We start from the raw sequence: 23,720 nt of genomic DNA on the forward strand, positions 1-23,720 counted from the left end.
CCAATAAAAAAAGGACCTCTTCAGGTCCTTTTTTCGAATCAACTAATTAAGCTATTTATACTTAGCCATAAACTCTTCAGCTTTCTCTACCATAGATCTGCTGCCGCAGAAAAATGGCACTCTTTGATGCAGTTCCTGAGGTTCAATATCCAGAATACGACTGAAACCATCGCTGGCTTTACCACTTGCCTGCTCAGCGATGAACGCCATGGGATTACATTCATATAATAACCTCAACTTTCCGTTTGGAGCCTTCGAACTTGTGGGATAGAAATAGATTCCTCCTTTAATCATATTCCTGTGAAAGTCTGAAACCAAAGAACCAATATACCTTGAGGTATACGGGCGATCATCCTTTTCTTCCTGGCAATACTTGATATAATCTTTTACTCCCTGCGGAAAATGCACATAATTCCCCTCGTTTACCGAGTAGATATGGCCGTTTTCAGGATATTTCATGTCCGGGTGGGATAGATACCACGAACCCAATGCAGGGTTCAGGGTAAATCCGTTCACCCCGTGCCCAGTAGTATAGACCAGCATAGTCGAGGTGCCGTAAACTATATATCCGGCTGCTACCTGTTTGTTTCCCGGTTGCAGAAAATCTTCCAGTTGCACGGGCGTACCTACCGGTGTCACCCTTCTGTAAATCGAAAAAATAGTTCCTACTGAAACGTTGACGTCAATATTAGAACTTCCGTCAAGCGGATCCATCAACACAACGTACTTGTTCTTATGATCTTTATTACAGCCTTCAATGGTTATGAAGTCATCATTTTCTTCGGAAGCGATCCCACAAACGATCTCACGGTTGGTCAAGGTTTGAATGAACTTCTCATTGGCATAAACATCCAATTTTTGCTGGTCTTCCCCCTGAACGTTTGTTTCACCTACGGCTCCCGTGATATCTACAAGACCTGCTTTATTAACCTCGTGATTAACCACTTTTGCGGCCAGACGAATGGAATTTATTAGTCGGGAAAGTTCTCCCGATGAGTATGCGAATTCTGATTGATTTTCAATGATAAACTCCCCAAGAGTTTGGTTTTTCTTGACCATTTGGTTATTATAAATTTGGTACTCAACAAAACTAAATCAAATTAATTTAAGCAACTATAACGTTTTCGTAAATTTTATCTTAAAATCAATTTCTATTTTTGTCGTTAAATAAAGTCTATGGAAACCATCATCAGAAAAGGAAAGAAAGAAGACATGCCGGCGGTACTTGAACTCATCAAGGAACTGGCAGCATTTGAGAAGGAGCCCGATGCAGTAGTTACCACTGTAGAGACTTTAGAACAGGAAGGGTTCGGTGAGAACCCGCTATTCCACGTTTTTGTGGCCGAAGTGGACGGGAGAATCGAAGGGATGGCCCTAGTCTATTACCGTTTTTCTACCTGGAAAGGTCGTACTTTACATTTGGAAGATCTCATTGTTAGAGAGGAAAAACGCGGCACCGGCTTAGGAAACGCTTTGTATAAGAAAGTAATAGAGTTCGCAAAAGAACAGAACTTAAAACGTGTAGAATGGGTGGTACTGGATTGGAACCAGCATGCCATTGATTTTTATGAGCGAAGCGGAGCCAACATATTAAAAGACTGGTACACGGTACAAATGGATGAGGACGGAATCACCAAATACGTAGAAACCAACACATGAAAGTATTCAAATTTGGAGGCGCCTCTGTAAAAGATGCTGAAGGAGTAAAAAATGTACTCAAAGTCCTGGAGACCACCGGCACTTCACAAAAACTGGTCGTGATCTCTGCAATGGGAAAAACCACCAATGCCCTTGAAGAGGTGGTGAAGGATTACCTGGATACAGGAAACTATAACAACAGTCTTCAAACTATAAAGGAATATCATCACCAGATAATTCTCGAGCTTTTCCAAAGCAAGGAACATCCAATTTTCAAAAAGGTGAGCGGCTTCTTTCAGGAACTGGAAAACTTCCTGAACCACAACCGCTCGCAACAATACGATTTTGTATATGACCAGGTAGTGATCTACGGTGAACTTTTGTCAACCTCTATCGTTGGTGAATATCTTTCTTCGGAAGGAATCCGCACCGAGTGGCTTGACGCCAGAAACTGTATCAAGACCGACAGCACTTACCGTGACGCGCAGGTGAACTGGGAAGAGACCCAATCGCAGATCACCAAATTTGTAAAAAGAGATAATCTGACCATAACTCAGGGTTTCATCGGTTCTGACGCCAATAACTTCTCCACCACACTTGGTCGGGAAGGAAGTGATTACACTGCCGGGATCTTCGCATATTGCCTTAACGCCGATAGTGTAACTATCTGGAAAGACGTTCCGGGGGTGTTAAACGCAGATCCGCGTGTGTTCCAGGATCCAACATTACTGGAACAGATCTCCTATGAAGAAGCGATCGAACTTGCATTTTACGGGGCTTCGGTCATTCACCCTAAAACACTTCAGCCTTTACAGAGAAAAGAAATTCCACTTTATGTAAGATCATTCCTAAACCTGTCGCAGGAAGGAACAGCCGTAAAAAAGGGGCATACCATCCTGCCCAGGATTCCGTGTTTTATAGTGAAGAAAAATCAGGTTTTGATCTCGCTATCTTCGCTTGATTTCTCATTCATCATGGAAGATAAGATCAGTGAGATCTTCAGTTTATTCCATAAATACCAGATCAAGGTCGACCTCATTCAGAACTCCGCGATCAGCTTTTCAGTTTGTGTTGATAATAAATTTAATAATTTAGAAAAGTTAATTAATCAGCTAAAAGCTACTTTTAGAGTCACCTACAATACCGGAGTTTCTTTATATACCATCAGGCATTTCAATGATGCAGCGATAAAAGAGCTTGAAAAGGACAAAAAGATTCTCTTGAAACAAACCACAAGGGAAACTGTCCAGATAGTAGCGACTCCCTGAGCATTTTAGTGCATTAAATTTTATACAAATGGGAATTGTAAGCGCCAAAGAGGTTGCCAGGTTCATGAACCTAGATAAATTCGGATTTTTAGGGACTTCTGTAGGATGGATCGTTTTACAATCCACCAGGCTTTCTGTAATCAATAAGGAATATGAAAAGCGGAAAAACCTTCCTGCTACAGAATTTATTGATTCCATATTAGAAGCTTTCGAAATAGACTTCGAGATCCCCGAAGAAGATCTTAAAAGGATTCCGAAGACAGGTCCTTTCATCACCATTTCAAATCATCCGTTAGGCGGGATCGACGGAATGATCCTGCTGAAGTTGTTGCTGGCAAAGCGGGAAGATTATAAGGTGATCGCCAATTTCCTGCTACAGCGTATAGAGCCTTTGGAATCTTACATCATGCCGGTCAATCCTTTTGAAGATCACAAGGAAGCAAAATCCAGCCTGAAAGGTATCAAGGACGCTATTTTACACATCCGTGAAGGGAAAGCTTTGGGAATCTTCCCCGCGGGCGAGGTTTCCACCTACCGGGACCACCGCATGATCGTTGACCGCCCCTGGGATCCTGCAGCAATGAAATTGATCCAGAAGGCCAATGTGCCGATCATACCAATCTATTTTCACGCGAAGAACAGTACTTTTTTCTACAGACTGGCATCTTTGAGCGATGTACTACGCACTGCTAAATTGCCCAGCGAAATGCTATCTCAAAAGAAAAGAAAGATCAAAGTGCGTATTGGAAATGCCATAAACCCTTCTGATATTGAGGAAATCCCAACTATTGAAGCGCTAACGGCCTTTTTAAGAAGAAAGACCTATATGCTGGCAAATGCCTTTGAAAAAAAGCCATTTTTTAAAGGCTTACCTAAAAATCTGAAAAAGACGAGAGCCCCAAAAGAGATCGTAGAAGCTACCCGCGATGACCTTATGATCGAAGAGGTGGAGAACTGTCGGAAAATGGATAAAAGGCTGCTGGAAAGCAAGAACTATGAAGTATTCCTGGCAAAAAAAGAGATCATTCCTAACATCTTAAAGGAAATAGGTAGGCTGCGGGAGATCACTTTCAGGGCGATCGGGGAAGGCACCAATAATCCCATTGATTTAGATGAATTCGATGATTACTACTATCACATGTTTCTCTGGGATAATGAAGCCAACAAACTGGCTGGAGCTTACCGAATGGGAATGGGCTGTGAGATCTATGAAAAATACGGAATAAACGGATTTTATTTACAGGACCTCTTTAGGTTTGAACCAGAACTGCATACTATGATGAGCCAGTCCATTGAAATGGGGAGAGCCTTCATCATTAAAGAATATCAACAAAAACCGATGCCCCTTTTCTTACTTTGGAAAGGGATCGTACACTGTACTTTACGTTTCCCGTCCCATAAATACCTTATTGGCGGGGTAAGTATCAGCAATAAGTTTTCGAATTTTTCCAAATCGCTGATGATCGAATTCATGAGGTCCCATTATTACGATCCATACATTGCACAGTATGTAAGACCTAAGAAGGAATTCAAGGTCAAACTGAAGGATGGTGACAAGGACTTTGTTTTTGACGAAACCCAGGCCGACCTCAACAAATTTGACAAGATCATTGATGAAGTGGAGCCGGGAAGTTTACGTTTACCGGTACTTATCAAGAAATACATTAAACAGAACGCCAAGGTGATCGCTTTCAATGTGGACCCATTGTTCAATGATGCGGTTGACGGCCTAATGTATATTCGCATTGCAGACCTTCCGGAAAGCACCGTAAAGCCAGTGATGGAAGAATTTCAGGTGGAACTTGAACGCAAGGTAACAGAGATGCGGAAGCAAGAGAAAAACTGAATTATTTTATTGACAAGATTCTCTTCTACAGTTGTAAATCTTTTTTAGGATCGTTATATTACCTGAATAGAAAAAGAAATACTATGGAAAAAATATTGATAGCCGGAGCTACCGGAAGTACAGGAAAAAGGATCATCGAAATTCTGAATAACAGTCAGAGTTTTGACCCTGTGGCCATGATCAGGAAAGAGGAGCAAAAGACCATTTTTGACGATATGGAAGTAAAATGGGTGTTGGCCGATCTGGAAGGAGATGTTTCCGAAGCAGTAAAGGGGGTTGATAAGATCATTTTTGCGGCAGGCTCAGGTGGAAGTACCGGTCCTGAAAAGACAGATGCAGTAGATCGTGACGGAGCAATAAAGCTAATTGACGCAGCCAAAAAAGCCAAGGTCAAAAAATTCATTATGCTGAGTTCCATGGGTGCAGATGATCCCGCCGCTCATGAAGAATTGAAACATTACCTGGAAGCGAAGGCTGCCGCAGATGAACACCTGAGAAAAAGTAAATTAAAATATACCATTTTACGCCCCGGAAGACTTACAGATGATATGGGACTTGGAAAGGTGAATCTGGCCGAAAAACTGGATGACCTTGGAGAGATCCCGAGAGATGACGTGGCTTTCTTATTGATCATGTCGCTGGCAGACCCGCTTCTTCCTAATATGACCGTAGAAGCCATTGAAGGTGAGGAACCTATTAAGTCGGCAATGATCGAACTAAGCAGAGGATAAAATGAAACCACTTCGGAAGGATATCAGTCCCGGTACAGCGGTAAGAATTGTACAAAAACAGGATCAGCGATCCGGAAAACTTACGGAAGGTATTGTGGCTGATATGCTGACGAAATCCCCTTCCCACCCACATGGGATAAAAGTACGCCTGGAAACAGGAGAAGTAGGAAGAGTACAGTCTATAATTTAGCTGTTAAAACTTCCGGATCCGTTGGGAGTTAAGAATGGTCAAGGCCATTGCGCCAAAGATTCCCAAAATGATCGACTCGAAACTGATTCCCATGTCGATCATAAATCCAACTACCAGTGGTCCCAATGCTGTACTTACGACCATAAACATGGTAAATACACTTCTTATGGCTCCCATTTTCTCGGTGCCGTAGATCTCGGCGATCAAAGAAGTTTTAACGGTACCGGACATTCCAACGGTAACGCCCATTAGTACCAGGAAGATCAAAGCTCCAATAATACTATTCATTAATGCTAATGGTAATAGTCCCAGACAAACAGGAATCAGGTAATACCTGAACATTTTCTTGGCGGTGAACTTATCGACCCATACCCCGCCGAAAAGGGAAAACAGGAACCGGGTAGCCGCATAGACCGTGAAAAATGTAGCGTAGAGCTGGACAGACCAACCTTTATTCTCTACAAATACATACTGGTAGAAAATGATGGCTGTAACCGAAAAGCTCAGCATAAAACTCGCTGGCACCATCACCCCGAATTTTTTATCGAAAACGATGCTTTTGTAATCCTTCAGAAGTGACCAGAAGGAAGGTCTGGCCGCAGTAGACAGTTGCTCATCAAAAGCCTCAAGATTGGTGAATTTTAATCTTAGTAAGTACAACAGCAGAAATACGCCACTGGTAATGGCGGCAATACGCCAGTCGTAAAAGGCAATTAAAAGCGAGATCAAAACAGGGAATACAGCTTCACCTACAGAAAATCCGAGAGATGAAAAACTCAAAGCCTTACCTCGATCGGCAACGAATTGCTTAGACATGATGGTCATACTTATATGCGTAAGTAAGCCCTGACCGGTAAGGCGCAGCCCTGTTATTGCAACGATGAGGAAAAGGATATTTTGAGAAAATCCCAGCAGCATACTGGAAAGCCCTAGTCCTATAATAGTAAAGGCTGTCACTTTTTTGGCCGGTTTATGGTCGACGGTGTGCCCTACCGAAAGCATGATCATGGAAGCCGTAACCGTACACCCGGCGTAAATGGCTCCAAAGGTACCTTCAGAAATGCTAAATGATTTTATTATTTCCGGCACATAAAGCGATATCAGGAAGGTCTGTCCAAATCCTGACAAAAAGGTCAATAACCATCCAAAACTTACTTTTCTAAAGTTCCCTTTCAGAAAGTGGTAGAAATCTTTCAAACCTGTATTTTTTCAATTAGTGCGCAAAGGTAACAGGCTTTATTCGGAAATCTCGGAAAGGACTTAAGTATATCTTTTAGCGCTATAGAAAAGCTTTATCTTCTTCAAATAAAACGATGCCGCAAAAGACTGGTACATGAAACATTTGGGCTTAAATACAGATCCTATTTTTCTTCGGAAGCAGTTCCGAAACGTTCAATGATCTTGGCCGCTATGGTATCTGCCAGTTTACGATGAGATTCCAGCGTCCACCCCGCCACATGCGGCGTAAAAAGCACATTATCCATCACCAGTAACTCCTGGAGGGCCTGAGGAAGTTTTTCTTCTCCGGAAAAAAGATCTTCAAAAGAGGATTTTTCGTACTCCAGCACATCCAGCCCTGCACCCAGGATCTTTTTCTCCTGAAGCGCTTTCACCAGGTCGGCGGTCACCACACTTTTTCCCCTAGCGGTATTCAGGAACCAAAAAGGCTTTTCAAAAGCATTAATGAAGTTCTTATTGATCATATGATTGGTTTGCGGGGTCCAGGGGGTGTGCAGACTTAACACATCTATTTTTTTCCTGAATTCTTCAAGGGAGACCTGGCGCGCATTTTCATCACCTACTCCGTCCAGAATATCGTAGCAAAGCACCTCCACTTCAAATCCGCACAGTTTTTTTGCGAAGGCCTTTCCCATATTTCCGTAGCCTATGATCCCCACGGTCTTGCCGTCCAGCTCCACTCCCCTGTTCGCTTCCCGAAACCAAAAGCCTTCCCGAACCTGCCTGTCTGCCTTATTCAAATTATTGAAAAGGGACAATAACATTCCGAGGGCGTGTTCTCCTACCGCGTTCCGGTTACCTTCAGGAGCTGAGAACAAAGCCACCCCCTTCTTTTCGGCATGTTCCACATCAATACTTTCCAACCCTGCTCCTACGCGGGCGATAAACTTTAGGTTGGGAGCGGCATCTAAAAAATCCCTTCCTATTTTAAACCTGCTCCTGATCACGATCCCGTCATACAAATGCTGGTTTTCCAGGATCTCTTCAGAACTCAGTTTATAACCTTCAATATTTTGATGTCCTGCAGCTTCTAACTGCTGCATAAGGGTCGGGTGGTTACTATCGGCGTGAAGAATGGTCATAAATTAGATTTTTGGATAGTCGGTCTTTGTGAGTTCGGCGTTCACCTCCCCTGTATGTTTGATGCTGAGCTTTTCAAAAAGCATGATGTGCACCTCTTCCCCATTCTTGGTCATGGGACAATGCCGCACTCCTTTTGGGACCACGATGATCTCTCCTTCCTTTATGGTTTCGGTCCGGTCCTCAAACTGGATATACAGGGTACCCTTGACGACCTGAAAAAGCTCATCTTCCTCCTCATGTTGATGCCATACGAACTCGCCTTTGACCTTTGCCAGCAGTACCTGCATGTCGTTGACGACAGCTATCTGGTGCGGATGCCAGTGATCCCGGAATTTAGTGAGTTTTTCTTGTGGATTGATCGAGTGCATAAAACTTTCAGAAACAGGTTCTTTACAAAACTACTGAATGAAAATGGAATTCAGGACAGCCACCACAGGTATCGGTAGCAGCTTTTATTCAATTAAAATCCTAAGATAACCTTCGCGATGGTGAAATAAATAAGGATCCCGAAAATGTCATTACTGGTGGTGATGAACGGGCCGGTTGCCATCGCAGGATCGATCCCGAACTTATCCAGAATGATAGGTACGAAAGTTCCAATAAGCGATGCGATCACGATCACCGAGATCAATGATATCCCTACGGTAAGACCGAACCAGAAATCAAATCCAAGAAGGAAAATCCCACCAATAAGCAATAAAAGCGCCAGGGCGGCACCATTGAGCAAACTCAGTAATATCTCTTTAAAAAGTCGGTTTAGCAAAGATCCGCTCAGGCTTTGATTTGCCAGACCCTGCAACACGATCGCCGAAGATTGTACCCCTACGTTTCCTGCCATCGCCGCGATAAGCGGTACGAAGAAGAATAAGGCTGCATGTTCTTGCATTGCGGCATCAAAGGTTCCCAGCACGGTCACTGATACAAATCCTCCCAATAACGCAAGAATAAGCCATGGTAAACGGGCTCGGGTAAGACGTAAAATAGAATCATCTGCCTCAACATCTTCAGAGATACCGGCTGCCATCTGGTAATCTTTTTCAGCCTCGTCCCTTATAAAATCAACGATATCATCAATAGTGACACGACCTACGAGTCGCCCCATTTCATCTACCACGGGAATGGCTTCCAAATCATATTTTTGCATGATACGAGCCACCTCATCACCTTTGGTATGAACGTTCACATAATCCACCTTAGGAATGTAAACATCACTTATATTGGCCCTGCTAGGCGCGGTAAGCAGATCTTTCAAAGACAAACGTCCCTTTAATTTGCCCTTATCGTCCACCACGTAAATGGAATGCACGCGGGTCACATTCTCGGCTTGGGAGCGCATCTCTGTCATACATCCGGTCACACTCCAGTTCTCATTGACTTTTACAAGTTCTTTCGCCATTAAACCCCCGGCAGAATTCTCATCATATCGAAGCAGTTCGACGATGTGCTCGGCGTGTTCCTCGTCAATGATCTCTCCAATAACCTCCTGCTTCCTTTCTTCGGAAAGTTCAGAGATAATATCGGCGGCATCATCGGTATCCATATTCTCGAGCTCCTCGGCGATCTCCTTGGCCGAAAGATTATCAAGAATGCGTTCCCGCACGTCTTCTTCCAGCTCCATAAGAGCTTCGGAAGTTTTCGTACTATCGAGAAGTTTAATGATATAGGTAGCCTGGTCGAGATCAAGTTCATCAATGATCTCGGCAATATCGGCGTGGTGCACCTCCTCAAGCTGCACCAACAATTCATCATCCCGCTGTTCTTCGATGAGATGTTGAATGTTCTCGATATATTCTTCGGTTACCTCAAACTGCATGCGGTTCTATTTTTTGGGTCAATTCAATAAAGCGGGCAACAGAAAGCTGCTCCGGGCGCAGTCCAAAGATACTATCTTCTTTTATATCTTCAGGCAGATCGAATATTTTGAGACTGTTCCTAAGGGTTTTTCTGCGTTGCTGAAAAGCGGTTTTTACCACTCTAAAGAATAATTTCTCATTGCAAGGAAGTGAAAAATCCTCTTTCCGGGTCAGTCTCAGCACCCCGCTATCCACCTTTGGAGGCGGATTAAAAACTGTTGGCGGAACTGTAAAAAGATATTCGGCTTCATAAAAAGCCTGTACCAGAACTGATAATATTCCGTAGGTCTTACTGCCTTCCTTTTCGCAGATTCGTTTGGCTACTTCCATTTGGAACATCCCCGAAAATTCAGGGATAAAGTCCCGTAATTCCAGCATCTTAAAAACGATCTGGGAAGAAATATTATAAGGGAAATTGCCGATAATGGCGAATTGATCTTTCCCGAACACCTCGCTTATATCATATTTCAAAAAGTCCTTTTCGTGGATCTTTCCGTGAAGAGGGGGATAATGTTCATTCAAATAGATGACACTCTCGGTATCGATCTCAATGACGTGTACATCAATATCCTTTTTCAAAAGGTATTTGGTGAGCACTCCCATCCCGGGACCTATTTCAAGTACATAATCATAACCTTGATAAGTCAAAGTTTCAGCGATCTTTTCTGCTACGTTCTCATCTTTCAAAAAATGCTGCCCCAAATGTTTCTTGGCGCGTACCTCTCCCTGAGAATCTTCATTTTTGAAATGTTGCCCTTTACCCGGACGATTTTTACCGTATTTTTTCTTCATGTTCCGGAGTTTTGGCTTTGGAAAGCCGAATGGAAATTATTGTTCGCTGATCACTTCAAGTTCTGTTCTAAAGGCTACGAATTTACCTTCAAATGCTTTTGAGCTTGCCCGCAAGCGCTGCGCGTCTTCGTCGTAATACTTCTGAAGCATTTCCTTGCTGGGCGTCGTATACTGCACTGAATATGTGATCCCGCCCATTTCCTCTTTCACCATCACCCGGGTCATAAGAGCCTTAGAGAATTTTCCGGTATTTAACATGTCTGGAATATGTACGGTCTTCATCCAATCTACCCACTCATGGTGGACATCTTCCTGGATGTTTATGGTCACGTTATAAATATACATAGCTTCTGAAATAAATTTTGAGAATTAGCGGCGATCATTCGATCTCATCGCCCCTTAATTGACGGAATTTTTTCCGCGCGTCGACAAAGTAAATACTATCAGCGTAATTAAAGATAATTTTTTCATAAAAGTCCTGCGCTTTTTCGGGCTGCTGAAGTTTTCCGAGGTATAATTCGGCCAAACGGAAATAGGCATTGTCGGCTAAAACTCCTTTTTGGTAATGCTGAATTATCTTTAAATAGTTCGCCTCGGCCTTTTCATACTCCTCTGTCTCTTCAAACAGTAAGGCCTGCTTTAAAAGAGCATCATCCTCAATTTTTTCACCTTTGTGATGGGTTAATATTGAATCCAGCTCTTGAATAGCCTGCTCTTTCTTCTCCTGAAAAGCCATGAGATCTGCTCTCGCATATTTTTTCAAAGCAGTTTGAGTGGAATCCTCCAGGCTGTTTTCACTAATCAACAGGCTTAGTTCCATCGCATCATTTGCAATAAGCTGGGAGGTGGCAGACTTCAAAACATCCAGCTGAATATTGGCCCACTTAAAATCTCCTTTGTAATAACTTGTTTTTGCAACCTTGAACCGGGCCATTTGTGCAACCACATCATTCTCAACCAGATTTTGAACCTGCGTAAAATAAATGAGTGCCTGGTTGAACTTTTCGTCCAGGACCAGAATATCAGCAAGTGCCATTTTCAAGGCTGCTTCTTCAAACTTTTTGAGATCCTCATCAAAAAACGTTTTCAAAACCGCCTCGCCCTCTTCATTCTTTCCCATGTTGAAGGCCAGGAAATTCGCGTAATCAATATGTAAAGAAAGAGTCTTAAGGCCTGTCCCGTAACTGTCAAAAAGCTGTTGGTAAGCTTCAATTATTTCTGGATATTTTTTCTTCGGAAGGGTATGCTTTAAAATGTTGAGTTTTAACTGGTGAGCCTGAAGTTTCACTTCTTCCTGCGGAGCTTCAGCTATGATAAAATCCAGCACCTCCAGGGCCGTATCATTCTGACCTTCTTCGTTAGCAAGCATGGTCAATCTCATAATGGCACCCAGGCCCTGCTGGGATCGCCTATAGATAGCCTTCTCCTGTAAAAAGGCCTTTTTAAAGTCCTTTTGCTGAATAAACAGCCAGCTTAGCATTTCATTGAAGAGAATATTCTGGTCTTCCTGAAGCTTTTTCAACAGTAAGGTCCTAAAGATAACATTGGCTTCATTTCCCGGATCATCAGTAATAAACTGACCGTAAATTCGGCTAACTCCCGGCAATAATTGGGGGTTATTCCCCAGTACTTCAATATAATTGCTGAACATTTTTTCGATCTCGCCCTGCTCTCCGTATAATCTTGCCAGCTGGATATTATATTCGGCATCGGGGTTGCCTTTCATCCCCAATTCGTAAGCCGAAACGGCTTTATTCAGCAGGCTGTATTTCTCAAAGGTCTGCGCTATGGAAAGTGCGTAATTTGGTCTCGATTCAATAGCTCTAAGAGCCTCATTGTAGAATTGCTCTGCCTGTTCCTTGTTCTGCTGAAGTTCATAATTGTGTCCCAGTTCTACCAGATAATAAGGAGCATTGGCCGTGTTATTGAGCTTAAATTTCAGCAGTTCTTCCGCCTTTTTAAAGTTTTCCAGCTGCTGGTAAGTAGCGATCAGGCCAAAGAAAATACTTGGGCTGTGCGGCTGATCTTCAAACAGGCGTTCGTAGATATTCTGCGCTTTCTTAAAGTCCCCCCTGTCAAAATAGTTCTTCGCCAGTTGTTCTGACTGCGCAAAACCGGCATAACTGAAGAGTAAAAAAAAAGTAAGGATATAAAAAAAGCGCATTCAGTTGTTTTTTATAAAGATAACAAAATGCGCTTTTAGATTTTGAATATCAGCCTCTTAATCTATGATATCAAAACCGGTATATGGGATCAATACTTCAGGAACCTTAATTCCCTGCGGAGTCTGGTAATTTTCAAGAATTCCTGCCAACACTCTTGGTAAGGCAAGAGAACTTCCGTTAAGGGTATGAGCGAGCTGCTTTTTCCCGTCGGCAGTTTTGTAGCGCAGCTTTAAACGGTTTGCCTGGAAGGTCTCAAAATTAGAAACCGAACTAATCTCCAGCCAACGATCCTGAGCGGTTGAAAACACCTCAAAATCGTAGGTAAGCGCAGAAGTGAATCCAAGGTCACCACCGCAAAGTCTCAAAATACGGTAAGGCAATTTCAATTCACGTAAAATATCTTTTACCTGCTCCACCATTCCGTCTAATGCGGCATATGAATTTTCAGGTTTTTCAATTCGAACGATCTCCACTTTATCAAACTGGTGCAGACGATTCAATCCTCGCACATGTGCCCCGTAAGATCCGGCTTCCCTTCTAAAACACGGCGTGTACCCGGTACAGGCGATAGGTAGATCGCTTTCAGAAAGCAGATCATCCCTGAACATGTTGGTCACAGGTACCTCAGCGGTTGGAATGAGGTACAGGTTGTCTTCGGTCACGTGGTACATTTGCCCTTCTTTGTCTGGCAGCTGCCCGGTTCCATAACCCGAAGCTTCATTTACCAAAAGCGGCATTTGATACTCTGTGTATCCCGCGGCCACATTTTTGTCTAAAAAGTAAGAAATAAGCGCGCGTTGCAACCTTGCTCCTTTTCCTTTATACACAGGGAATCCGGCGCCTGTGATCTTGTTCCCAAGTTCAAAGTCAATAATGTCATATTTTTTGGCCAGTTCCCAGTGAGGCAAGGCAGCTTTGTCAAGTTGCGGCACTTCACCTTCCTTAAATATCTCTTCGTTGTCTTCTTCTGAAACTCCCGCAGGTACGATCGCATTCGGAATATTAGGAATGTTGTACAGGTGTTTGTTAAGCGCCTCGGTAGTTTCGGCCAGCTTCTCAGAAAGTGCTTTTGACTTCTCTTTTAGATCTGAAGTTTTCTGCTTTAAAAGATTCGCTTTTTGATGTTCGCCATTTTTGAACATCAAACCTATCTCTTTGGAAAGCTTATTAGATTCAGCTAAGGTCTCGTCCAGCTCAGCCTGTGTGGAACGACGGGTTTCGTCTAATTCCAGCACTTCGGAAAAGATCTGGTCGGCTTCAAAATTTCTCTTTTTCAAGGCCTCGATATATGCCTCTTTATTCGCCCGAATATTGGCTACCTGTAACATAAGTTCTGTTTTTTGAAGATTAACTGAAGTGAATATTTCAGCTCAAGGAACAAAAATAACAAAAGCCCTTAAACATTAGTCAATCGAAGAGGGTAAAATCCAGGGAGCATGCCCAAAATGGTTCCATTTCACCGAAGCCAGGTCGACCGAAGGATCAATAAAGGGCGCATACGACCTACCGTTAACGCTCAGCCTGCTTTCTACATAGATCTCCACATCTTTACCTTTTTCGGCGTATTCTTTTTTAATATGCTGGGCAAACTGCCAGATAAGATCTGCTTTGGCCGGCATGGAACGCAGCTGTTTCGGGCTGAGATAATCTTTATTGTCAATTTTTATCGTGTCCTGTCGATTCGCTTTATCAACTACCTTAAACCGGGCGATACCGCTTTTTGAACGCAGCATCATGCGCCAGCTAAGGCGATGGCCTTCTTCGGTCCACAAGACATCATCCTGGAAGAACCAGTGTCTTACCGGTAAAGCAAGTTGCACGGCAAACCAGATCCCACATAAAATGAGCAGGGGTTTGCGGTAAGCGGGTACTTCCAGCTCATTTTTGGAGTAGTAAGGTTTCTTCCAGAGAAAATACCTGTTGATTTTTTCCGAAGGAAAAAAGAACAGTGTAAATGCCAGTGCCAGATAAGGGAAGATCCCAATGTGGAAAACGAAGCTGTTGAAAAGGTGAAAAAATACGGCTGCCAAAAATGCAAAGATCCGGGTTCGTTTCCATAACAACAACGGGATGATCAATAGGTCAAATAAAAATCCGTAGTAGGCAATGGAATAATGTACCCATTCATGCTGCAGGAATTCCCCGATAAGCGGAAGGTCTTTTTTTCCCGCCATAAGCAAAGCCGGAAACCTAAGGCTGAACCAATCTGGATAAAGCTTAGCAATGGCCGCGTAGGTATAGACGATCCAGAGTTGAAAAACTATCAGCAACCATACCCAGCGAGGCATGTTTATATTTTTAAGACTCGGTTTTCGCCATACATCAACAGATGCATAACGATGTGCCGGTAACAGGGTCATTATAAAACACAACAACATCAAAAGATAATAATGGTTGTTGTAAGAAGATTTTTGCATGAGGTAAACTCCGGCCCACATGATCGCATACATGAACACACTTAGGCGGTATTTGAAACCAACCATCACGAAGAGACCAAAGATTCCAAGAATGGCGTAATACCAGATCATGCCATTTCCCGGTAAAGGCTGCAAAAATTCGAATCCAATAAAGTTAAAAGTAAATTCAGGCTCAATGAGAATGCGTCTCACCCAACCTGTAAAGATAGCGCCGAATGCTTCAATGGCGAGCAGGGCACCAAAACATATCCTGAAGACTATCAGGGCGGAATTGTCAATACGGGTAAACAGCCATTTATTTAGCATAGTTATCACGGATAAACTGCCTGCTGAACGCCTCATCCTGTTTCATGGCGCGTTTCAGGTTTTCAACGGTATCGAATTTCTTCTCATCCCTTATGCGGGTGAGCAGTTCTATACTCAGGTATTTTCCGTAGAGATCCTTGTCCAGATCCAGAAAATGGGTCTCTATGGTCTTATCTGTCCCGCCAACGGTGGGGTTGGTACCAATGTTCATCATTCCAAACACCTCTGCCCCATCAATTTCTGAACGCACCACGTAAACCCCATTTTTGGGGATCAACTTATATTCTTCTTTTATTTCAAGGTTAGCGGTTGGAAATTCGAATTCCTTACCGAGGCCTTTACCCTTTACTACCGTGCCTGCCAGGGAAAAAGGGTAACTCAGGTAGCGGTTTGCTTTTTCAACATATCCGTCAAGCAAAGCCTGCCTGATCTTGGTTGAGCTAACCGCGACTTCCTCGACATCCTGTTTGGAAATCTCTTCTACTTCAAACTCGTATTCCCGACCAAACTCGCGAAGATCATTGATATCGGCAGTTCGATTCCTTCCGAAGCGGTGATCATACCCAATAATGACCTTTTTGGCCTTTAATTTATGAACCAGGATATCTCTTACAAATTCACGGGCACTAAGCCTTGAGAATTGCTGAGTGAACGGATGAATAATGAGATGATCCACCCCGCTTTTTGCGAGGATCTCCTTGCGTTCTTCTATGGTGTTGATAAGCTTGATTCCGGCATCTTTTTGCAGCACCATTCTTGGGTGCGGGAAAAAGGTGAGGATCGCAGATTCCAGGTTCCCGGCTTTCGCTGTGTTTACGAGCCTTTCAATTATTTTTTGATGCCCCACATGCACTCCATCAAAAGTCCCAATCGTAACCACCGTGTGGTGATCACTTTCAAATGCGTAAGCTCCTTTATGTTCTTTCAAGGCAAAAAGCTATTTTCCGTTAAAGGTATTCATTGTATTATTAATTCCAGCGGTGCCAAAAGATTTTATGACTTCAACCGACTTTTTAAGACGCTCGGGTAGGTTCTTCTCCTCTCCTTCATCCCATTCCCCAAGGACGTAATCTACCTGGCGGCCTTTTGAGAACTCATCACTAATTCCAAATCGGAATCTATTGTAATTGGTGGTACCCAACTGCCCTTGGATATCTTTTAATCCGTTATGTCCTCCGTCACTTCCTTTGGTCTTCACTCTAATTGTCCCAAAAGGTAGATTAAGATCATCAGTTATCACCAACAGGTTTTCAACAGGAACTTTTTCCTTCTGTAGCCAGTAATTCACAGCTTTTCCGCTTAGGTTCATATACGTGCTTGGCTTCAGCAGAATAAAAGTACGGCCTTTAAATTTGTAGGTCGCAATATCTCCCAACTTTTGGGTTTCAAAAGTTAGGGATTCCTGTTCGGCTAAATAATCCAGCACTTTAAAACCAATATTGTGACGGGTATTATGATATTTGGGCCCAATGTTGCCTAGCCCAACGATGAGAAACTTCTTCATAGGGGGAATTTCTTCTTGTTTTTCTTTTCCAATCAATCTTCCGAAGAAGGATAGCATAGTTTCGTTTTGGTAAAAATAAAAAAGCATCCCGAAATGGGATGCTTTTATGATCGAAAACTCTTAAAGTTTTACTCGTTAACTTCAGTTGCCGGTACTTCGTCAGCTGCAGTTTCTTCTTCTTCATCTTCGTCGTCAATAGCAACAACGTTACGAGAAGTTCTAACCTGACAAACCACTGTGTTATCTGGGTGCATGATCTTGTAATCATCGCTTTTCAATGCAGTAACATATAATTTGTTACCAATTTTAAGCGGAGTGATATCAGCCTCGATAAAGTCAGGAAGGTTTCCTGGAAGACCTTTAACTCTCATACGACGAAGGTTGAAACGCAACACCCCACCGTTTTTAACTCCACGTGCAACACCGGTAGTGTGAACAGGGATTTCCATAGAGATCTCTTTATCTTCGAAGATCTCATAGAAGTCAATGTGCAAAATAGCATCGGTTACAGGGTGGAATTGGATATCTTGAAGAACAGCATTAAACTTCTCTCCTCCTTTTAATTCAATAACTACAGTGTGTACATCTGGTGTATACACTAAGTCTTTGAAGGCAATTTCGTCTGCTGCAAAGTGTAATGGCTGATCTCCTCCGTATAATACGCAAGGAACCTGTCCAGCATTACGTAAGGCTTTTGTAGCTTTCTTGCCTACGCTTTCTCTTTTAGATCCGTTGATCGTAATTGATTTCATTGTAAAAAATTTTAGGCTGCAAAAGTAAATCTTTTTTTCGATTTACTAAAAGCTTCGCAGCGAATAATTTAAACAATTAGGCTTTCTTTTATTTCCTCGGAAGGATTCCGGGCCTTACATGATGAATTTTGAGCTTATTGACCTGTTGTCGTGTACTCTTCTCATCACATCTGCAAATAGATCTGCGCAGGTAAGTACACGAATCTTATTACTTTCCTGTTTCAGCGGAATGGAATCTGTCACAATCAACTCTAATAATTTAGAATTTTCAATTCGCTCGTAGGCTTCTCCCGAAAGTACAGGATGTGTACAGATAGCGCGAACACTCTTTGCGCCTCTTTCCATCATTACATCGGCAGCTTTGGTAAGGGTTCCTGCTGTATCTACCATATCGTCTACCAGAACAACATTCTTACCTTCTACATTCCCGATCAATTCCATGTGAGAGATCACGTTGGCCTTGGCTCGTTGCTTATAGCAGATAACCACGTCACTTTCCATGGTTTTGGAATAAGCGTAAGCTCTTTTCGAACCTCCCATATCAGGTGATGCGATCGTAAGATTTTCAAGGTTCAAGCTCCTTAAGTAAGGCAGAAATACAGTGGAAGCGAACAGATGATCGACCGGCTTTTCAAAGAATCCCTGGATCTGGTCTGCATGGAGGTCCATTGTAATAATACGGGTCGCACCGGCAGTTTCCAGCATTTTAGCGATCAATTTCGCCGCGATTGGAACACGAGGCTTGTCTTTTCTATCTTGGCGGGCCCAACCGTAATAAGGAATCACAGCAGTAATATGCCTTGCCGAAGCTCTTTTGGCAGCGTCAAGCATGAGAAGCATTTCCATAAGGTGATCAGATCCCGGGTGGGTAGAACCAATTATAAATACTCGTGATCCTCTTACTGATTCTTCAAAAGAAGGCTGGAATTCACCGTCACTATAAGTGGAGGTAATCACATTTCCAAGCTTGGTGCCGTAGGCTTCAGCTATTTTTTCAGCGAGATTTCTACTCTGGGTACAGGAAAAGATCTTGGCTTCGGTAATTACGTTAGGCATGTTGTGTTGTTTTTGAAGTGTTTGTTGTTGCTCTGCAAATTTAGAAATTAAATTATAGTAGGCCCTTGAATTCCCACCTCAAAAGCACAAATTTTGTTTTATTATTCAAATAATAAAATCATGAATAGAATCCTGAATTTTTATTAAAAAAATAAACTCGGACCAAAATACCTTTTTTAAGGTATTTTTTAGGCCACTGAAACTGTTTAACTTAGCATCGCCAAAAATATGAATTGAGCAACAAGTTTGGGTATACATGGAGAATCGGTGTAGGGGCGATAATCCGAAATGTAGGTCAAAACTTCACTGCTAATCATAAAACTTGGCATTAAAGCCTTTTGGATTTTCCAGAAGGCTTTCTGTTTTTTAAACATTTCCAGAAAATGGGATTGAATTATTGCGACTAAATCTGCAGGATTTATATAATTCATATATTTACTACTCCCAATTAAAAACCGCTATGCAAAAGGATCTACAAAAGATCTCAGATTACTGGAAGGAGATGTATTCCAGCCAGGTGAAAGAGTATCGCGCTTTTGAAATCTCTGATGATTTTAAAAGGTATGCCTCTATGTTCGCTTTGGGAAACTCCTACTTATATATTGTGAATCTTCACAACTTTAAATTGGAATATATCTCAGACTCTGTAGAGCGCTTTGTGACTAAGAAACCTGGCGATGTAGACCTCGAGGATCTTTTAGCAACCGTACTTCCAGAAGACCTTGAAAACATAAATCTTAAAAGCAAGGTCATAAACGATTTCTACACCTCATTTCTAGACCCAGATAATGTCCTGGCTTATAAGAATATATTTTCTTACCGCATGAAGGATGCCAGTGGAAAAGTAAAAACAATGCTTTATCAGGCAATGCCTCTAACTGTTTTAGAAAATGGGGCCCCTGAACATGTTTTATGCATTCAAACAGATGTTTCTCATTTAAAGGTGACCAGCACAAGTGCTGTTTCATTTATTAATATGAATGGCGGAAAATGCTATTACAACGTTGACATCTCTAAAGGGAAATTCGACCCCAGGGTTTGTGAAGGTGGCGAAAAAGATCTTTCAGAGCTTTTTTCTGAAAGGGAAAAAGAGATAGTCATTAAGTTTTCACGAGGACTCAATGCAGAACAGATCGCAGAGGAATTAAACCTCTCCCATCACACGGTCAAGACTCACCGAAGAAATATTTTAAAGAAAAGCGGCTGTACAAATACTACTGAATTAGTTGCAAAATGCCTTACCAATGGAATAATTTCACCAAGTCTCTTTTAAAATTTAAAGCTTTAAAAGCTTTTTAATAGAGACTGTTTTAGTTTAGAAAATTAATCTTCCTAAAATACATTTGAAAAAAGAAAATTTTTATATTTTTGCCGTCCACTTGCTCGAGTGGCGGAACTGGTAGACGCGCTGGATTCAAAATCCAGTTTCTTCGGAAGTGCGGGTTCGATTCCCGCCTCGAGTACTTAAAAACCCTATCATTTTTTGATGGGGTTTTTGTTTTTATGACTATCTGAACCAGCCTAATTGAGAAAAGATCAAAAAGAAGGTTAGTAAAATGATCAAAGGAACAACTGCAAAGTAGAGCCACTTTTTCTCGATCTCCCTTCTCAAACTGTCCTTAACAAGCCGCTCCTCGAATCTTTCCAAGGATATAAACTTTTTAACATCAGATCGTAAGGCTTCTCTTCCCTTTTGAGATATAATGAAAACTCCCCGGGGAGTTGCATATATCAAGTTGTATTTCTGTAATTGCAAAAAAATCTTCTCTTCAGCTGTACTTCTGAAATGCGGAATGTCTTCAATTCCATTTTCAAATTTCAGAAGCACCTCTCTTTCAAGGTTAGGCTCCATTTGTTTAGGGTACAAGGATTTGGGGCTGCAAAACTATCTAAAAAAGAGGGAATAAAAAACATAAATGTTCCACCCTTTAAGCCTAAATGAAAAGAAAAGATTTTCATGAATTGATCCTGAAATATGAATTTTTAAACCGATACAATGTAGACCTCTCCCCCAGGTTCTTTTAAATTGAATTTCAGACTTTTTCACTATCCTGAGAGGTATTTGAGTAATAATATCACTTTTCAATTACCTTTCTCTTTTTGGATTTTTGGTAATAAATCGTACTTTCGACCCCCTCACTAGCCCCCATTAATTATGTCTGAATTCTGGTTATACTTCAAATTAGGCCTGGAACATGTTCTGGACTGGAAAGCCTATGATCACATCTTATTTTTAATCGTACTGGTTGCCTGCCACAGCTTTCACGGTGCCAAAAGGGTATTCTGGCTGGTCACTCTTTTTACGTTGGGCCACACTTTATCTCTCTTTTTATCTACCTACGGAATTATCTCGGTAAGCGTAAAATGGGTGGAATTCCTAATTGCATTAACCATTTTCATCACCGCAGTCTTCAATATCATTACCGCGAAAAAGCCTGAAAACAGGAAGGATATTACAGTACTTTATATAGCTTCGGTTTTCTTCGGAATAATTCACGGGCTCGGATTTTCCTCTTATTTCAAGATGATCTCAGCTGGGACTGAAAGTAAACTTTTACCACTGCTCGAGTTTGCACTCGGTATTGAAGCTGCTCAGCTTATTGTTGTGTTGATCGTGCTCATTTTGGCATTTATTTTCCAGGGAGTCTTGGGAGTTACCCGAAGAGACTGGATATTGGTTCTTTCCTCTATTGTGATTGGGGTGGTACTTCCAATTCTTATCGAAAATATCCTGGCCCTCTAAGTAAAATTTAACATCAGGAAATTGTTTTAACTTCGTGCCTGCAATATTTTAGTAGTGCACAAGTTTACTGGGCAAAGCTTCATATATTGCACGTTATTACACATTATGCAAAAAAAGAAGCAACTTAAATACGACAAAGCCTATCTCAGGATTGCCCGGGAATGGAGTAAACTTTCCCATTGTAAGCGAAAGCAAGTTGGCGCGCTTATTGTGAAAGATAGAATGATAATTTCCGACGGATATAACGGTACCCCCACCGGTTTTGAAAATCCGTGCGAGAATGAAGAGGGATATACCAAATGGTATGTATTGCATGCGGAAGCTAACGCCATTCTAAAAGTGGCCGGTTCTACACAATCCTGCCGGGGAGCAACCCTTTACATTACGATGTCACCCTGCAAAGAATGCAGTAAATTGATACACCAGTCAGGTATAAAGAGATTGGTTTATTCAATAGATTATAAGGACAATTCCGGACTTGAATTTCTTAAAAAAGCCGGAGTCGAGATAGAAAAAATTGAAGAACTTGACGATTGAAGAAGAATTCGAATAAATACCTGCCCTTAATAATAGGATTCGCCTGCGCTATTGGAGTGATCTTAGGTGCAGCTCTCGATTTTTCAGATTACACCTCTTCCCCATTCCTTTCCAATAACACCAAAAAGGAAAAATTAGCCCGTCTTATAGATTATATTGAATATGAATATGTAGACGACGTAAATATTGACAGCATTGTTGATATTACGGTAAACGGCATCCTTACAGACCTTGATCCACACTCAGTTTATATTCCTCAGGAAGAATACGCGATGGTAAGCGAGAGCATGAAAGGCGATTTTGTAGGGATCGGGGTGAGCTTTTATAGCGTGAACGATACTATAGTCGTAATACAACCTCTTGAAGGCGGACCTAGTCAAAAAGTAGGCATCCAGGGAGGTGACCGCATATTATACGCCGATGGAAAACCTTTATTCAACAAGAACATCAGTAATGACTCCATCACAGAGCATTTAAAAGGGGAAGAAAATACTAAGGTAGTTCTTAAGGTATATCGAAAAGGTAATCCAGAACTGCTGGAATTTAACGTAAGACGCGGCCGGGTACCCCTGAGAAGCGTAGATGCCGCCTATATGCTTACCGACAAATTGGGTTACATTAAAATTAACAGATTTGCTGAATCTACATACAAAGAGTTCAAGGAAAGCCTGATTAATCTAAAGGAACAGGGTGCCACAAAAATAGCCTTAGACCTTCGGAATAATCCCGGCGGATATCTTGGGGAAGCTACCCAGATCGTAGATGAATTCCTGCCAGATGACAAGTTGATCCTGATCACCCGGAATAAAAAAGGAGCTGTTGAAAAAACCTTTGCCACCAATTCCGGAAACTTTGAAGAAGGAGAATTATTCGTATTAATAAATGAAAATTCAGCATCGGCAAGCGAGATCGTAGCCGGAGCTCTTCAGGATAATGACAAAGGAACCATTGTGGGACGCAGGTCTTACGGAAAAGGACTGGTGCAGCGAGAAATGGCATTAGGTGACGGAAGCGCTGTTCGCCTCACCATTGCCCGATACTACACCCCTACCGGAAGATCTATACAAAAACCTTACGACCACGGCAATAAGGAATATTTCAATGACTATCTAAACCGCTACAAGAATGGCGAATTGATCAACGCCGATAGCATTACAGTGGCAGACAGCCTTAAATATATTACCCCCGGCGGAAAAGTAGTTTTTGGCGGCGGCGGTATCATTCCAGATGTCTTTGTGGCCAAGGATACCAATTTTGAAAAAGAAAGCCTCAATCTGATGCTCCGAAGCGGGTATATGGATCGCTTTATATTTGAAGTTCTTGAAAATGACAGAGAATATTACAATTCACTCGTATTCGAGGATTTCATGCAGATAGAAATGGTTGATGAAAAAATTCTTGACCAGTTCAGAACCTTCACCATAAGAGAAAACTTCCAGGTTAAGATCACAGATTATGAACCGGTTTTAAGGCGTTATCTCAAGGCCACCATGGCGCAGCAGCTTTTTGGCAGCAACGCATTTGAGCAAATTGTGAATGAGGAAGACCGGATGATCGAAAAAGTAATCGAATTATCTTTGAAAAAATAGTATTTTAGGAA

At 42.1% G+C, this 23,720-nt stretch carries 24 protein-coding genes and 1 tRNA gene; 10 read left to right on the top strand and 15 right to left on the bottom strand.

The window, feature by feature from the left end:
* Positions 1-51: 51 nt before the first annotated feature.
* On the bottom strand, positions 52-1,059 hold the full coding sequence (fbp, locus tag ACFQ1G_RS09760; protein WP_380739068.1) for a class 1 fructose-bisphosphatase: 1,008 nt from the start codon (positions 1,057-1,059) through the stop codon (positions 52-54).
* A gap of 117 nt (positions 1,060-1,176) precedes the next feature.
* Between fbp and ACFQ1G_RS09765 the strand changes: the two genes are divergently transcribed.
* From ACFQ1G_RS09765 to ACFQ1G_RS09785, 5 genes are all read left to right on the top strand, one after another.
* The gene (locus tag ACFQ1G_RS09765) at positions 1,177-1,659 is read left to right on the top strand and encodes a GNAT family N-acetyltransferase (RefSeq protein ID WP_380739070.1); all 483 of its coding nucleotides are present in this window, start codon (positions 1,177-1,179) and stop codon (positions 1,657-1,659) included.
* Positions 1,656-2,906 carry an aspartate kinase gene (locus ACFQ1G_RS09770; RefSeq protein WP_380739072.1) on the top strand — a complete coding sequence of 417 codons (1,251 nt, stop codon included), beginning with the start codon at positions 1,656-1,658 and terminating at the stop codon, positions 2,904-2,906. The genes ACFQ1G_RS09765 and ACFQ1G_RS09770 overlap by 4 nt, the downstream gene beginning before the upstream one ends.
* Before the next feature lie 28 nt (positions 2,907-2,934).
* A complete protein-coding gene (locus ACFQ1G_RS09775; protein WP_380739074.1) occupies positions 2,935-4,752 on the top strand; it encodes a GNAT family N-acyltransferase in 1,818 nt (605 codons plus the stop codon).
* A gap of 83 nt (positions 4,753-4,835) precedes the next feature.
* Complete coding sequence (locus tag ACFQ1G_RS09780) at positions 4,836-5,483, top strand: SDR family oxidoreductase (protein WP_380739076.1); 648 nt, start codon at positions 4,836-4,838, stop codon at positions 5,481-5,483.
* Between the two features lies 1 nt (position 5,484).
* Complete coding sequence (locus ACFQ1G_RS09785; protein WP_380739078.1) at positions 5,485-5,673, top strand: YwbE family protein; 189 nt, start codon at positions 5,485-5,487, stop codon at positions 5,671-5,673.
* Between the two features lie 3 nt (positions 5,674-5,676).
* On the opposite strand, the gene ACFQ1G_RS09790 is transcribed toward ACFQ1G_RS09785, so the two are convergent.
* From ACFQ1G_RS09790 to ACFQ1G_RS09850, 13 genes are all read right to left on the bottom strand, one after another.
* Positions 5,677-6,870, bottom strand: coding sequence for an MFS transporter (locus ACFQ1G_RS09790; protein ID WP_380739080.1), 1,194 nt, complete (start codon positions 6,868-6,870; stop codon positions 5,677-5,679).
* A 164-nt stretch (positions 6,871-7,034) separates the two neighbouring features.
* Entirely contained in the window at positions 7,035-7,994 is a 960-nt protein-coding gene (locus ACFQ1G_RS09795) for a 2-hydroxyacid dehydrogenase (RefSeq protein WP_380739082.1), read from the bottom strand.
* A gap of 3 nt (positions 7,995-7,997) precedes the next feature.
* Positions 7,998-8,363, bottom strand: a complete 366-nt coding sequence (locus ACFQ1G_RS09800) for a cupin domain-containing protein (RefSeq protein WP_380739084.1) — start codon at positions 8,361-8,363, stop codon at positions 7,998-8,000.
* Positions 8,364-8,455: 92 nt separating this feature from the next.
* On the bottom strand, positions 8,456-9,808 hold the full coding sequence (mgtE, locus tag ACFQ1G_RS09805; protein WP_380739085.1) for a magnesium transporter: 1,353 nt from the start codon (positions 9,806-9,808) through the stop codon (positions 8,456-8,458).
* Positions 9,798-10,640, bottom strand: a complete 843-nt coding sequence (gene rsmA / locus ACFQ1G_RS09810; RefSeq protein WP_380739087.1) for a 16S rRNA (adenine(1518)-N(6)/adenine(1519)-N(6))-dimethyltransferase RsmA — start codon at positions 10,638-10,640, stop codon at positions 9,798-9,800. The genes mgtE and rsmA overlap by 11 nt, the downstream gene beginning before the upstream one ends.
* Positions 10,641-10,676: 36 nt before the next feature.
* Positions 10,677-10,985, bottom strand: a complete 309-nt coding sequence (locus ACFQ1G_RS09815) for a DUF4286 family protein (protein WP_380739088.1) — start codon at positions 10,983-10,985, stop codon at positions 10,677-10,679.
* Between the two features lie 34 nt (positions 10,986-11,019).
* Positions 11,020-12,804 (bottom strand): tetratricopeptide repeat protein, encoded by a 1,785-nt coding sequence (locus tag ACFQ1G_RS09820; RefSeq protein WP_380739090.1) that lies wholly within the window; start codon positions 12,802-12,804, stop codon positions 11,020-11,022.
* Positions 12,805-12,861: 57 nt separating this feature from the next.
* On the bottom strand, positions 12,862-14,133 hold the full coding sequence (gene serS / locus ACFQ1G_RS09825; protein WP_380739092.1) for a serine--tRNA ligase: 1,272 nt from the start codon (positions 14,131-14,133) through the stop codon (positions 12,862-12,864).
* 75 nt (positions 14,134-14,208) lie between these two features.
* Entirely contained in the window at positions 14,209-15,528 is a 1,320-nt protein-coding gene (locus tag ACFQ1G_RS09830; RefSeq protein WP_380739094.1) for an HTTM domain-containing protein, read from the bottom strand.
* Positions 15,518-16,456 (bottom strand): bifunctional riboflavin kinase/FAD synthetase, encoded by a 939-nt coding sequence (locus tag ACFQ1G_RS09835; RefSeq protein WP_380739096.1) that lies wholly within the window; start codon positions 16,454-16,456, stop codon positions 15,518-15,520. The genes ACFQ1G_RS09830 and ACFQ1G_RS09835 overlap by 11 nt, the downstream gene beginning before the upstream one ends.
* Positions 16,457-16,465: 9 nt before the next feature.
* Positions 16,466-17,089 carry an aminoacyl-tRNA hydrolase gene (gene pth, locus ACFQ1G_RS09840; RefSeq protein WP_380739098.1) on the bottom strand — a complete coding sequence of 208 codons (624 nt, stop codon included), beginning with the start codon at positions 17,087-17,089 and terminating at the stop codon, positions 16,466-16,468.
* A 71-nt stretch (positions 17,090-17,160) separates the two neighbouring features.
* Positions 17,161-17,784, bottom strand: a complete 624-nt coding sequence (locus tag ACFQ1G_RS09845; RefSeq protein WP_380739100.1) for a 50S ribosomal protein L25/general stress protein Ctc — start codon at positions 17,782-17,784, stop codon at positions 17,161-17,163.
* Between the two features lie 114 nt (positions 17,785-17,898).
* Positions 17,899-18,840 carry a ribose-phosphate pyrophosphokinase gene (locus tag ACFQ1G_RS09850; protein ID WP_380739102.1) on the bottom strand — a complete coding sequence of 314 codons (942 nt, stop codon included), beginning with the start codon at positions 18,838-18,840 and terminating at the stop codon, positions 17,899-17,901.
* Between the two features lie 460 nt (positions 18,841-19,300).
* On the opposite strand from ACFQ1G_RS09850, the gene ACFQ1G_RS09855 reads away from it, so the two are divergent.
* Both ACFQ1G_RS09855 and ACFQ1G_RS09860 read left to right on the top strand, forming a co-directional pair.
* Positions 19,301-20,113, top strand: a complete 813-nt coding sequence (locus tag ACFQ1G_RS09855) for a response regulator transcription factor (protein WP_380739104.1) — start codon at positions 19,301-19,303, stop codon at positions 20,111-20,113.
* 108 nt (positions 20,114-20,221) lie between these two features.
* A tRNA-Leu gene (locus ACFQ1G_RS09860) sits at positions 20,222-20,303 on the top strand.
* A gap of 44 nt (positions 20,304-20,347) precedes the next feature.
* On the opposite strand, the gene ACFQ1G_RS09865 is transcribed toward ACFQ1G_RS09860, so the two are convergent.
* Entirely contained in the window at positions 20,348-20,692 is a 345-nt protein-coding gene (locus tag ACFQ1G_RS09865) for a hypothetical protein (protein ID WP_380739106.1), read from the bottom strand.
* 303 nt (positions 20,693-20,995) lie between these two features.
* Here ACFQ1G_RS09865 and ACFQ1G_RS09870 point away from each other — a divergent pair, with 303 nt between their 5' ends.
* From ACFQ1G_RS09870 to ACFQ1G_RS09880, 3 genes are all read left to right on the top strand, one after another.
* A complete protein-coding gene (locus tag ACFQ1G_RS09870) occupies positions 20,996-21,583 on the top strand; it encodes a HupE/UreJ family protein (RefSeq protein ID WP_380739107.1) in 588 nt (195 codons plus the stop codon).
* A gap of 105 nt (positions 21,584-21,688) precedes the next feature.
* Entirely contained in the window at positions 21,689-22,120 is a 432-nt protein-coding gene (locus tag ACFQ1G_RS09875) for a deoxycytidylate deaminase (protein ID WP_380739108.1), read from the top strand.
* On the top strand, positions 22,117-23,709 hold the full coding sequence (locus ACFQ1G_RS09880; protein ID WP_380739109.1) for a S41 family peptidase: 1,593 nt from the start codon (positions 22,117-22,119) through the stop codon (positions 23,707-23,709). The genes ACFQ1G_RS09875 and ACFQ1G_RS09880 overlap by 4 nt, the downstream gene beginning before the upstream one ends.
* Positions 23,710-23,720: the final 11 nt, after the last annotated feature.

Source organism: Salinimicrobium gaetbulicola, from assembly GCF_042676025.1.
GTDB classification, from domain to species: domain Bacteria; phylum Bacteroidota; class Bacteroidia; order Flavobacteriales; family Flavobacteriaceae; genus Salinimicrobium; species Salinimicrobium gaetbulicola.

Coding starts and splice junctions, on each gene's coding strand:
- ACFQ1G_RS09820 (WP_380739090.1), bottom strand. CDS start 12,804: ATGCGCTTTTTTTATATCCTTACTTTTTTTTTACTCTTCAGTTATGCC.
- fbp (WP_380739068.1), bottom strand. CDS start 1,059: ATGGTCAAGAAAAACCAAACTCTTGGGGAGTTTATCATTGAAAATCAA.
- ACFQ1G_RS09875 (WP_380739108.1), top strand. CDS start 21,689: ATGCAAAAAAAGAAGCAACTTAAATACGACAAAGCCTATCTCAGGATT.
- ACFQ1G_RS09795 (WP_380739082.1), bottom strand. CDS start 7,994: ATGACCATTCTTCACGCCGATAGTAACCACCCGACCCTTATGCAGCAG.
- rsmA (WP_380739087.1), bottom strand. CDS start 10,640: ATGAAGAAAAAATACGGTAAAAATCGTCCGGGTAAAGGGCAACATTTC.
- ACFQ1G_RS09830 (WP_380739094.1), bottom strand. CDS start 15,528: ATGCTAAATAAATGGCTGTTTACCCGTATTGACAATTCCGCCCTGATA.
- ACFQ1G_RS09780 (WP_380739076.1), top strand. CDS start 4,836: ATGGAAAAAATATTGATAGCCGGAGCTACCGGAAGTACAGGAAAAAGG.
- ACFQ1G_RS09855 (WP_380739104.1), top strand. CDS start 19,301: ATGCAAAAGGATCTACAAAAGATCTCAGATTACTGGAAGGAGATGTAT.
- ACFQ1G_RS09815 (WP_380739088.1), bottom strand. CDS start 10,985: ATGTATATTTATAACGTGACCATAAACATCCAGGAAGATGTCCACCAT.
- ACFQ1G_RS09870 (WP_380739107.1), top strand. CDS start 20,996: ATGTCTGAATTCTGGTTATACTTCAAATTAGGCCTGGAACATGTTCTG.
- ACFQ1G_RS09845 (WP_380739100.1), bottom strand. CDS start 17,784: ATGAAATCAATTACGATCAACGGATCTAAAAGAGAAAGCGTAGGCAAG.
- ACFQ1G_RS09775 (WP_380739074.1), top strand. CDS start 2,935: ATGGGAATTGTAAGCGCCAAAGAGGTTGCCAGGTTCATGAACCTAGAT.
- serS (WP_380739092.1), bottom strand. CDS start 14,133: ATGTTACAGGTAGCCAATATTCGGGCGAATAAAGAGGCATATATCGAG.
- pth (WP_380739098.1), bottom strand. CDS start 17,089: ATGCTATCCTTCTTCGGAAGATTGATTGGAAAAGAAAAACAAGAAGAA.
- ACFQ1G_RS09800 (WP_380739084.1), bottom strand. CDS start 8,363: ATGCACTCGATCAATCCACAAGAAAAACTCACTAAATTCCGGGATCAC.
- ACFQ1G_RS09765 (WP_380739070.1), top strand. CDS start 1,177: ATGGAAACCATCATCAGAAAAGGAAAGAAAGAAGACATGCCGGCGGTA.
- ACFQ1G_RS09785 (WP_380739078.1), top strand. CDS start 5,485: ATGAAACCACTTCGGAAGGATATCAGTCCCGGTACAGCGGTAAGAATT.
- ACFQ1G_RS09850 (WP_380739102.1), bottom strand. CDS start 18,840: ATGCCTAACGTAATTACCGAAGCCAAGATCTTTTCCTGTACCCAGAGT.
- ACFQ1G_RS09770 (WP_380739072.1), top strand. CDS start 1,656: ATGAAAGTATTCAAATTTGGAGGCGCCTCTGTAAAAGATGCTGAAGGA.
- mgtE (WP_380739085.1), bottom strand. CDS start 9,808: ATGCAGTTTGAGGTAACCGAAGAATATATCGAGAACATTCAACATCTC.
- ACFQ1G_RS09865 (WP_380739106.1), bottom strand. CDS start 20,692: ATGGAGCCTAACCTTGAAAGAGAGGTGCTTCTGAAATTTGAAAATGGA.